6 protein-coding genes are annotated in these 11,075 nt (G+C 63.0%); 4 read left to right on the top strand and 2 right to left on the bottom strand.

The genetic code is table 11. The features are described from left to right. On the bottom strand, nucleotides 1–6,224 hold a 6,224-nt coding region (locus PseAD21_RS19470; RefSeq protein ID WP_102357149.1), incomplete at its 3' end, for a non-ribosomal peptide synthetase. Between the two features lie 488 nt (nucleotides 6,225–6,712). Between PseAD21_RS19470 and PseAD21_RS19465 the strand changes: the two genes are divergently transcribed. From PseAD21_RS19465 to PseAD21_RS19450, 4 genes are all read left to right on the top strand, one after another. After that, complete coding sequence (locus tag PseAD21_RS19465; protein ID WP_102357147.1) at nucleotides 6,713–7,507, top strand: helix-turn-helix transcriptional regulator; 795 nt, start codon at nucleotides 6,713–6,715, stop codon at nucleotides 7,505–7,507. A gap of 103 nt (nucleotides 7,508–7,610) precedes the next feature. Then, nucleotides 7,611–9,017 carry an efflux transporter outer membrane subunit gene (locus tag PseAD21_RS19460; protein WP_102357146.1) on the top strand — a complete coding sequence of 469 codons (1,407 nt, stop codon included), beginning with the start codon at nucleotides 7,611–7,613 and terminating at the stop codon, nucleotides 9,015–9,017. A 156-nt stretch (nucleotides 9,018–9,173) separates the two neighbouring features. Then, nucleotides 9,174–9,779, top strand: coding sequence for an SCO family protein (locus PseAD21_RS19455; RefSeq protein ID WP_102357144.1), 606 nt, complete (start codon nucleotides 9,174–9,176; stop codon nucleotides 9,777–9,779). Next, nucleotides 9,779–10,258 carry a copper chaperone PCu(A)C gene (locus PseAD21_RS19450; RefSeq protein WP_102357143.1) on the top strand — a complete coding sequence of 160 codons (480 nt, stop codon included), beginning with the start codon at nucleotides 9,779–9,781 and terminating at the stop codon, nucleotides 10,256–10,258. The genes PseAD21_RS19455 and PseAD21_RS19450 overlap by 1 nt, the downstream gene beginning before the upstream one ends. Before the next feature lie 241 nt (nucleotides 10,259–10,499). On the opposite strand, the gene PseAD21_RS19445 is transcribed toward PseAD21_RS19450, so the two are convergent. After that, nucleotides 10,500–11,069, bottom strand: a complete 570-nt coding sequence (locus PseAD21_RS19445; protein WP_256588191.1) for a hypothetical protein — start codon at nucleotides 11,067–11,069, stop codon at nucleotides 10,500–10,502. Between the last annotated feature and the right edge of the window lie 6 nt (nucleotides 11,070–11,075).

The raw sequence follows: 11,075 nt of genomic DNA, 5'->3' as shown, positions 1-11,075 counted from the left end.
AGTTCGAAGAAGTTGTCATGCCGCCCGACTTGTTCGACACCGAGTACCTCGCCCCAGATCTGCGCCAGCGTGGCTTCGACTTCACCTTGCGGCGCGACGTAAGGCCGATTGATCACCGCGTCTGCCCCCGGTTCCGGCAGGGCTTTTCGGTCGATCTTGTCGTTCGGCGTCAGTGGCAAGGCGTCGAGTTGCACGAATGCGCCGGGCACCATGTACTCGGGCAACCGTTCCAGCACATGCGCGCGCAAGGTCTCCAGACTGGGTTCTTCTACGCCGGAACGCACGGTATACCAGGCCACCAGACGCTCGTCGCGCACCATCACCACCGCTTCGCGAATCGCCGAATGCTCGATCAGCCGCGCCTCGATTTCTCCTGGTTCCAGACGTAAGCCACGCAGCTTGATCTGGAAGTCGTTGCGGCCGAGGAATTCCAGCTCGCCATCGTTGGCGTAGCGCACCAGATCGCCGGTGCGGTACAGCCGATCACCGGCTACAAACGGGCTGTCGATGAAGCGTTCGGCCTGCATCTCCGGCAAACCGTGATAACCCCGCGCCACGCCGACACCGCCAATGTGCAGTTGACCGCTGACGCCTTGTGGCACCGGTTGATCGTAGGCGTCGAGCACGTACAGGCGGGTGTTGCTCAGGGCTTTGCCGACCGGCACCACGTTGTCCGGCACCGGCATGTGCGGTTCCAGCGTCCAGCCGGTGCTGTCGACCGTGGTTTCGGTCGGGCCATAGACGTTGTGCAAACGCACCCACGGCAGCCGCGCACGTACCTGACGCGCCAGCGCGGCACTGAGTTCACCGCCGCCGTTGAGCACGTCGGTGAGACTGGTGCACTGCTCGACGTCATCCTGCTCAATAAACTGCTGCAACAGCGCCGGTACGAACTTGACCACCGTCACTTGATGCTCGCGAATGGTCTGCACCACGTACGCCGAATCGCGGTTGCCATCCGGCTGTGCCAACACCAGACGCATTCCGGAACACAGCGGCCAGAAGATCTCCCACACCGAACTGTCGAAGCTGAACGGGGCTTTTTGCAGCAGCGCGCCGTGCTCGGTCGGCGGACTGAGCTGCGAACCCCAGTGCACCATGTTGCAGGCGCTGCGGTGTTCGATCATCACGCCTTTGGGCAGCCCGGTAGAACCCGAGGTGTAGATCATGTAGGCAAGGTTCGAAGCGCTCAGGCCCGGCACCTGCGGATTGCCTGCTGGCTGCTGCGCCCAACTGCCGCGATCAAGGTCGATCAGCGCCACACCCGGTTCGCCCAGCAATTGCCGCGTGGCGCCATGCACCAACAGGGCGACCGGCGCGCTGTCCTGCAACATGTAGTTGAGGCGTTCCAGCGGATAGTCCGGGTCCAGCGGCACATAGGCGCCGCCGGCCTTGAGGATGCCGAGCAGACCAACCACCAGATCCAGCCCGCGCTCGACGCAGATCGCCACTCGCGCATCCGGCTGCACACCCAGTTCACGCAAGTGATGGGCCAGACGGTTGGCGCGTTCGTTGAGTTCGCGATAACTCAGGCTGCGTTCACCGGCCTGCAGCGCGATGGCATGCGGTTTACGCCGCGCCTGGGCTTCGAACAAGGCATGCAGCGGCTGCTCCAGCGGGCAGTCGACCTCGGTGGCGTTGAACGCGCTCAGCAAGCGTTGCAACTCCTCGGGCTGCAGGATCGGCAAGCGGTTCAACGGCTGTTGCGGCGCCTGCTCCAGCGCCTGCACCAAGCCGCTCAACGCCGCTTGCATGTAACCGCAGATCCGCTGCGCGCCGATCTGCGCCACAGCCCGACCGGTGAGGCGCAAGCCGTTGCCATAATCATCCACGCTCATGGTCAGCGGATAGTTGGTGCGTTCTTCGTTGGCCAGGGTTTCGATGCCTTGCCAGGATTGCCGCGAGGGTTCCAGCAACTCCGATTCATCGCTGTGCCGGTAGTTAAGCAGCGCGCTAAACAGCGGCGACGGCGACGCCACCCCACTGCAACGCTGGGCCAGCGCCAATGAAGCGTGTTCGTGCCCAAGCAGCGCGGTCAGCCGCGCGTGGGTCGCGCGCACGGCGTCCAGTACTCCGGCGTCGACGTCGATGCGCAGCGGCAAGCTATTGATGAACACCCCCAGTGCCCGGTCAGCGCCCTCGCCGCCCTGCATGCGCCCCATCAGCACCGTGCCGAACACCACGCGTTGCTGGCCGGACGTCGCCGCCAGCACCCGCGCCCACGCCAGATGAATCAGGCTTGCGACGCTGACACCGGCCTGGCGCGCCTGATGGCGCAAACGCTGATACACGTCTGCCGGCAGCGCCTGCTGCACTTCGTCGATGCCGCGTCCGTCGCCCTGCACTTCTTGCAGACCGAACGGCAGAGTCGGCTCGTCGATGTCCGCCAGTTGCTCGCGGAAGAATGCCTCGTGCTCCTGCTCGCTGACGCCCAGTCGCGCCTGCGCCACATAGTTGCGATACGGCACCGGCGGCGCCAGCGCCACGACGTGCCCCGACAGACTGGCCTGCAACTCGCCGCGCATCACTTCGAGGGCGATGTGGTCCATCGCCAAGTGATGGAACAGCAAAATCCCCACCACCCGGCCCAGCGCCGGATCCGGCGCATACACCAGACGCATCAACGGCGCCTGACTGACGTCGAGGCGATAACGTCGGGCGTTGAAGCGCGCGTGCAACTGCTCGAGGATCGGCCCGTCAAGCGGATCAAGTTCGACTTCCTGCAACGGCAGCAGCGCGTCGCGCCACACCACCTGCACCGGCGTGGTCAAGCCTTCCCAGACCACCGCCGTGCGCAGAATATCGTGGCGCGCCATGACCTCGCGCAGCGCCGCAGCGAAGGCCTCGACGCGCTCGCTACTGTCGAACGCCAATTGCGATTGCAGCAGGTACGGATCGCCCTGCGCGGCGGTGATGTGGTGGTAGAGAATGCCTTCCTGCAACGGCGCCAGCGGATAAATGTCCTGCACGTTGGCCGCCCCGCCCGGCACCGTGGCGACGACCCGCTCGATGTCCGCCTGCTGCAGTTGCACCAGCGGCAGCATCGTCGGAGTGATGTGCGTGCAACCGGCGACGATGCGATTGGCCGGCACCTCGATTTCGCGCCCGCTGCCGACCGAGGCGGCCAGCGCCGCAAGGGTCGGCTGACTGAACAGCACGCGCACGTCACTGCTCAAATCGAGCTGACGCATGCGCTCGATCAGAATCACCGCCAGCAACGAATGCCCGCCCAGCTCGAAGAAATGGTCGTGACGCCCGACGCGCTCGACTTGCAGCACTTCTGCCCAGATCTGCGCCAGGGCGATTTCGACCTCGCCTTGCGGCGCCTGGTATTCGCGGCGGATCAAGTCGTCCGGGCCAGGGACCGGCAGTGCCTTGCGATCCACCTTACCGTTGGCGGTCAGTGGCAGCGCCGGCAGACGCACGTAGGCGCTCGGCAGCATGGCGCTGCTCAGGCGAGTCTTCAGGTGCGCGTGCAACTGGTTGATGTCCAGCGGCGCTTGCTCGGTAAACCACGCCAACAACTGACCATCGCGCACCAGCACCACGGCCTCGCGCACCGCCGCATGGCTGGCAAGTGCGCTCTCGATTTCCCCCGGTTCGATACGCACGCCACGGATTTTCACCTGATCGTCGTTGCGCCCCAGATACTCCAAAGTGCCGTCGGTACGCCAGCGTGCGAGGTCGCCAGTTCGATACAGCCGCGCCCCCGGTTCGTTGCTGAACGGATCGCGCAGGAAGCGTTCGGCGGTCAGGTCCGCACGGTTCAGGTAACCACGAGCCACCCCGGCCCCGCCGACGTACAGCTCGCCGGTCACGCCCAGCGGCACCGGTTGTTGCTGCTCGTCGAGCAAATACACCGTGGCGTTGCTCACTGGCTTGCCGAGGTGCAGCGCCTGCCCCGCGTCAATGCGCCCGGAGGTCGCCACCACCGTGGCTTCGGTCGGGCCGTAGTTGTTGATCACCGCGAACGATTGCTGGCGCGGGAACTGCCGCAGGCGATCACCACCGATCAGCAGCGTGCGCAAGGTCGGGTGATCGAGTTGGCGGTTGAACGCGTATTCGGCGATCGGGGTCGGCAGAAAACTGACGTCCAGCGGCTGCGCACGCCACCAGTCGAGCAGCGCATCGATGTCTTCGTTGCCATCGCTGGCGGGCGCCAGGTGCAGGATCGCGCCCACGCACAGCGCCGGCCAGACCTCCCAGGCCATCGCGTCAAAACCGAACCCGGCGAGGCACGAGGTATGGCTGCCGGCATTCAAGTCGAAAACGTCAGCGTGCCAATCCACCAGGTTGCACAGGGTCCGGTGCTCGACCATTACCCCTTTGGGCAGGCCGGTGGAGCCGGAGGTGTAAATCACGTAGGCGAGGTTTGCCGGGGTCAGTGTGGGCACTCTCGGCGCGCCGAGGTTGGCGGCGGACCAGGTCTGGCGATCAAGCTCGATCACCGGCATCGACAACGCTGGCAGATGCCCGCGTAACGCACTCTGGGTCAGCACTGCCAGCGGCGCGCTGTCGTCCAGCAGATAGCTCAGGCGCTCGGTCGGATGCGCCGGGTCGAGTGGCACATACGCGGCGCCGGCCTTGAGAATCGCCAGCAGCCCGACCAGCGTGTCGAGACCGCGCCGGGCGACGATTGCCACCCGGTCATCCGGGCGCACACCGAGATCGAGCAGATGATGAGCGAGTGCGTTGGCGCGCTGATTGAGCTCGGCATAGGTCAGGCATTTCCCTTGCTGAACCGCCGCCAGCGCCTGCGGCCGTTGCAGCGCTTGAGCCTCGATTCGCTGCTGAATCGTGGTCACGCTCGGGTAGTCCACCCGCGTCGCATTCCACTGTTGCAGCAGCGCGACTTCTTCAGGCGTGCTCAGGCTGAACGCCGTTATCGGCAGGTTCACCGCCTCCAGTCCTTGTTCCAGGATCAGCAGCCAGCGTTCGGCCAGCACCTTGACTTCATCGGCACTGAAATACGCCTCGCTATAAATCAGGTACAGACGCGCGTCGTCGTTGGCCAGATTACTCAGCAGGTGCACCGCCAGCGGCGTCGCCTCTTCCACGTTCGAGACCTTGGTGACCCGCGCCAGCGCCTCGCCGTAGCGGTAATCGTGGGTGTCCTGCTCGTAGGAAACGGTCAGTTCGAACAGTTGCGAGCGGTCCTCCCGCAGCAGGCCCAGGGCACGGTTCATCTCGCTCAAGGGGAAGCGCTGATGGCGGAAATCCTTTTTCAGTTCATCACGGATTGCCCTGATCAGCTCACCGAAGGTCTGTTCACGGCCAAAGCCCATGCGCACCGGGCTGATTTGCGCGAACAGCCCGAGGGTGGATTTGAACCGTGCACCGGAACGGTTGAGGATCGGCAGCCCCACCACCCATTCGTCACGCTGCGCGGTGCGGCTGAAGTACACGTGCAGCGCTGCCAGCAGCACATGGAACGCCGAGGCAGCAAACTCCCGGGCCACCTGCTTCATGCGCTGGTGCAGCAGTGCCGGCAGGGGCTGCGCAAAAACCTGCGTCTGCGCATCAGCACCGGCCAGACTCTGTTGATGGCGCGGCAGCAGCAACGGCTCGGGCAATTGTCGGTATTTGTCCAGCCAGTAGGCACGGTCCAGCGCATAACGGGGCGAGCCGTGATAGCGCGCATTGTCTTCGATGAAGTCAATGTACGACGGCGCCGAAGCCGGTGCGGGCTGACCGTGCGCCAGGGCGTTATAGATCTCGTCCAGTGACTTGAGCATCTCGCCAAAGCTCCAGCCATCGACAATCAAGTGATGGGCCAGAATCGACAGCCAATGCCGCTGCTCGTCGAGGCGGATCAGCAGAAAACGGAACAAGGGATCGCCGTCCAGCACGAAGGGCTGATCGATGCGCTGCTGAATCAATGCCCGCGCTGCCGACTCCGGGTCGGCGTGCGCCGACACATCATGAATCGGCATCGGCGCCGGCAATGCGTGGGCAAACCGCTGCAAAGGCAGGCCATCGACACCGGCGCCCGGCAACAGGATCGTACGCATGGCGTCATGCCGGGCCACCAGACCTTCGAGGGCCGCCTGCATACATGCCGGATCCAGTGGGCCGATCAGGTCCATATCCCCGCCGATGTTGTACAACGGCGAATCGCCGCGACTCAGCTGATCCAGCCAGATGTCCAACTGCGCAGCAGTCAGCGGATACGTCTGGAGCGATGCGGACGGGGTGTCCACCGTCGGGGCAGAAATAGACGGCATAAGATCCTTCTCATGTGATTTTGCGCCTATTCAAGCATCGGCCCCGGCGCCGACATGACACGTGAAACCCGGACAACCCGGCCCCCTGCGCAGGCCTGTCAGCACCTGCCGCACCTAAATACGTCGGAAGTTTGTAAAAGTTCGGAGAGGAAATACTGAAAAATTTGTAGGAAAAATGCCACACGCCAGCGCTGCCATCGACCTGCGCAGAGCGCCCACAACAACATGACGCCCCCGGTTTTCAGGGCTTTGGCGTGACCAAACAGTCACACAAACCCCGTCACCTGTACCAGGCACCGTCAGAAGCCCGGCGCCAACTTTCAGAAATGATGGCACTTTGTGTCCCCGGTTTCCCCTACAGACGCAGGGCAAAACCATAGGCTTAAATCCCGCCCCAGATCAGTTTCAAGGAAAGGCGATTGCGTGGGCGGCTTTTGCATAAACAGCGGACGACTCGGTGATGACTCGGAACCAGGGATGACAAGGATATGAATCTGACCGGCAGCATTCGCAACATGGAAAACCCGCATTTCTACTGGCAACTGGGCGAACTGATTGCCAGCACCGGCGACGATCATTTCGCCAGCAACCTGTTCCAGTTGGTCGACACGCTGGTGCCGGTCAATCGGGTCGATCTCAGCGAATGGACGCTGGACGAACGCCAGGCCAGCGTGGTCGAGATCAAGGCGCTGGGCAGCGCAGGCCTGCCGCAGACCTTCCCACCGCCGGATCCGTTGCAGCGCCCGGACGATCATCCGTTGTTGCAAAAGATGATCGAGATGAATGACTCACTGCTGATTCAACTCAAAGCGTCGCTCCAGCCCCGACATCCGCAGCACAGCGTGCACCAGTGCAATCTGGTGTCTCGCACCTCCAACCGCCGCTGTGTCATCTCGTTCTATCGACCGCATACGCAACGGGTGTTTTCCCTGCCGGAGCTGTCGTTTCTCAAAAGCCTGTCCGACACCCTGCTGCCACTGATCGAGCGCCACGCACACCTCAGTCGGCAGATCATCGCCAAGCAGCCGCGCCTGCCATTGGCCGACCTGGAGCAGGCGCCATTGCAGCAGGTGTTCGATGAGCGTCTGGCGCTGGGCGGCATCGTCCTGTCGGCCCGGGAAAAGGAAGTCTGCCTAGGGCTGCTGACTGGCGGCACCGTGCCGCAACTGGCCGAGAAGTTGCGGGTCAAGAGCAGTTCGGTCGAGACCTACCTCAAGCGTGCGACCGCCAAACTCGGGGTCAGCGGGCGGCATGGCCTGGCGCGGTGGATGGCCGGGGCCTGATCGAAAAAACCCTTGATCAACATTTTCCAATGGGGTGAGGGATTCAGTGCCCTGACCCGACGGTGCCGACACCGGCACGCCTTTTTCTGCATGAGAACGTTCGATGTTGCGCACCTCCCTGTTGTCCTTGGCCGTCCTGCTGGCCGGTTGCTCGTTGGTTCCCGAATACCAGCGCCCTGCCTCGCCGAGCGCTGCGCAGTATCCGCAAGGCAGGGTTTACCCGGCACAGACACTGGCGCCAACGCGCACCGAAGACTGGCGCACGCTGTTCAACGACCCGGCGCTGCAACAGTTGATCGAAAGCGCGTTGGTGAACAATCGCGACCTGCGGGTGGCGGCGCTGAACGTCGAGGCGTTTCAGGCGCAGTACCGGATCCAGCGCGCCGACCTGCTGCCGGCGCTGTCGGCCAATGCCAGCGAATCACGCCAGCGCCTGCCGCCCAGCGTGACCCGCAGCAAAGCCATGATCAATTCGACCTACGCGGTGAACCTGGGCGTCAGCGCCTATGAACTGGATTTCTTCGGCCGGGTGCGCAGCCTCAGCGAGCAGGCGCTGCAGACCTGGCTGGCGACCGAACAGGCGCGGCGCAGCGCCGAGCTGAGCCTGGTGGCCAACGTCGCCAACGCCTACCTGACCTGGCGCGCCGATCAGGAGCTGCTCGAACTGACCCGCCAGACCCTCACCGCCGATGAACAGAGCCTGCGCCTGACCACCCGCAACCGTGACGCCGGCAAGTCCTCGGCGCTGGAACAGGCGCAGGCCAAGACCAGCGTCGACAGTTCGCGAGCCAATCTGGCGCGCTATCAGCGCCAAGTGGCACAGGACCTGAACAGCCTGACGCTGCTGGTCGGCACTCAGGTTCCCGCGACGTTGCCCGCGCAACCGCTGTCCAGCGATCTGCTGCAACAACTGCCGGCCGGGCTGCCGTCGGACCTGCTGCAACGGCGCCCGGACATTCTTCAGGCCGAGTACAAACTCAAGGCCGCCAATGCCAATATCGGCGCGGCGCGGGCGGCGTTTTTCCCCAGTGTCAGCCTGACCGCGAACGCCGGCACCTCCAGCCGCGATCTCTCCGGGCTGTTCAGCGCCGGCTCCGGTGCCTGGACTTTCCAGCCGCAAATCAACCTGCCGATTTTCAATGCCGGCAGCCTGCGCGCGAGCCTGGATTATTCGAAACTGCAAAAAGACGTGGCCGTCGCCGAATACGAGAAATCGATTCAGACCGCATTCCAGGAAGTCGCCGACGGCCTTGCCGCTCGAGGCACCTATCAGCAACAACTGCAGGCGCAGCGCGACCTGGTGCAAGCCACGCAGGACTACTACAACCTGGCGCAACACCGTTACCAGAACGGCGTCGACAGCAGCCTGACGTTTCTCGACGCACAGCGTTCACTGTTCAGTTCGCAACAGGGTTTGATCACGGATCGGCTGGGGCAACTGGTCGCCGAGGTCAACCTGTACACCGCGCTGGGCGGCGGCTGGCGGGCCGATGAGACTCGCGCGCAGTAGTCACTCGTCACTTTTTCTTACACCTTTTGTCGCCCGATCCTACGCTGCGCGGCGATCCGCGGCCGGCGGTTGCCTGCAGTTTGGTATCATGCGCCGCTTTTACGGTTAACCCCCCGCCAGTCCTGCCGACTGACGGGCTGCAAAAGGCGGTATTAGATGACGGCTTTGTTGACTCGCCGCAAGGTGCTTGCGGGAATGGGCGTGCTGGGCCTGGGCCTGCTCGCCGGCTGCGACACCCGTGGCCAACTGTCGTACAAGTACGGCAAGGACCTGAGTGACAAGATCCTCGGACGCACCTTCAAACTGAAGAACACCGACGGCGAAACCATGACGCTGTCGAGCTTCCGCGGCCTGATGCCGATGATCTTCTTCGGCTTCACCCAATGCCCGGCGGTGTGCCCGACCACCCTCGCCCGCGCGGCGCAAATCAAGAAACTGATGGGCAAGGACGGCGACCGTCTGCAGGTGATCTTCATCACCCTGGACCCGGAGCGCGACACGCCGCAAATCCTCGACGCGTATGTAAAAGCCTTCGACCCGAGCTTCGTCGCGCTGTACGGCACGCTGGAAGAAACCAAGGCCACGGCCAAGGAATTCGACGTGTTCTACGAGAAGGTTCCAGCGGGCGACACTTACACCATCTCCCACACGTCCACCAGTTACGTCTACGACTCGCGCGGCCAACTGCGCATGGGTCTGTCTGTATCGCTTTCGGCACAAGAGTGCACGGAAGATTTGCTCACCGTTATGGAGGTCTGCTGATGCACCCCGTTCTGAACAACATCAAACGCGCCGTTTTCGGTCTGTCCCTGCTGGGCCTGGCATTTCAAGTCTCGGCCCAGACCAAGGTCGACGACGCCTGGGTGCGTGCGACCGTGCCGACCCAATCGGCCAGCGGCGCGTTCATGACCGTCACCGCCGACAGCGACAGCAAACTGCTGAGCGTTGCCTCGCCAGTGGCCAAAGATGTGCAGATCCACGAAATGTCGATGAAGAACGACGTGATGAGCATGGGCCCGGTCAAATCGGTCGACCTGCCGGCCGGCAAAGCCGTCAAGTTCGACCCGAACGGCTACCACGTGATGCTGATGGGCCTGAACGGCCAGCTCAAGGAAGGCGAAAGCGTACCGCTGACCCTGACCGTGGAAAACGCCAAGGGCGAGAAAGAAACCGTTGAAGTGAAAGCCGAAGTCCGTTCGCTGACGCACATGGAAGGTCACGATCACAGCAAGATGCATTGATCTGACTTTGCGGCAATAAAAAAGGGGCGGCCTGATCGATGATCAGGTCGCCCCTTTTTTTGCGCGTTACACCTCTCGCGCAATCGCGCGGGTAATCTTGTGTCTGGCCGCCTGGACGTTGCCCGGTTTTTCAATGTGCGCCAGCAGAGCAGGCATCACTCGATCCTGCCATCGAGAAGTGAACGCAGCCGCTATGTTCATTAATGAGTCGTCGGCGAATAACTGTCCCACTTCCCGTCGTTCAAAGATGTCGCGCCAGCAACCGCGTGATCCTGCGCCGAGTCACTTCACGCACATAACGCTTGCTCAATTTCTCCAGGTGCAGATCCAGGCCACTGACCAGAAGCATTTTGCGTTTGGCGCTCTCGGCTTTCAGCAGGTAGTAAACGACAAAGCCCGCAGACGCGCCCCACCAATCGAAGTAAGCCCCCGCCACTGCGGAAGTCGCCAGGCAGGCAATAAACGGGAGGATGATTCGGCTGCGAGGAAAGAATTCCTGGTGAAGTACTTTCCCCTCCGACAGCGGCGTGAGTCGGCCCTCGCAGTGGTTGAACACACAGATCGCGCTCCTGAGCTCGCCGCCTGGCACGCTGCCGTAGAGCACCGATATCTCATGGCCCCGCTTGACCTGCAGGTCCTTGTCGAACAGATCCAGCGGCAGGTCACCCTGTGCAGTCCTGACCCAATATCGATCCTGACGCCCGCCGGCAGGCATCATAAACCGCTCATGGCGAACCATCGTTCCTTTGAAATCAGCGAACTCGACGACAACCTTTTCACTCTTGAACGCTCGCATGGCTAATTCTGGCATGTCGTC

Source organism: Pseudomonas sp. AD21, from assembly GCF_002878485.1.
Taxonomy (GTDB): domain Bacteria; phylum Pseudomonadota; class Gammaproteobacteria; order Pseudomonadales; family Pseudomonadaceae; genus Aquipseudomonas.
This window is presented reverse-complemented; position numbering and strand designations above follow the sequence as displayed.

Excerpts from the sequence above, each read along its gene's own strand:
- PseAD21_RS19465 (WP_102357147.1), top strand. The coding sequence starts at position 6,713 with ATGAATCTGACCGGCAGCATTCGCAACATGGAAAACCCGCATTTCTAC.
- PseAD21_RS19460 (WP_102357146.1), top strand. The coding sequence starts at position 7,611 with ATGTTGCGCACCTCCCTGTTGTCCTTGGCCGTCCTGCTGGCCGGTTGC.
- PseAD21_RS19455 (WP_102357144.1), top strand. The coding sequence starts at position 9,174 with ATGACGGCTTTGTTGACTCGCCGCAAGGTGCTTGCGGGAATGGGCGTG.
- PseAD21_RS19450 (WP_102357143.1), top strand. The coding sequence starts at position 9,779 with ATGCACCCCGTTCTGAACAACATCAAACGCGCCGTTTTCGGTCTGTCC.
- PseAD21_RS19445 (WP_256588191.1), bottom strand. The coding sequence starts at position 11,069 with ATGCCAGAATTAGCCATGCGAGCGTTCAAGAGTGAAAAGGTTGTCGTC.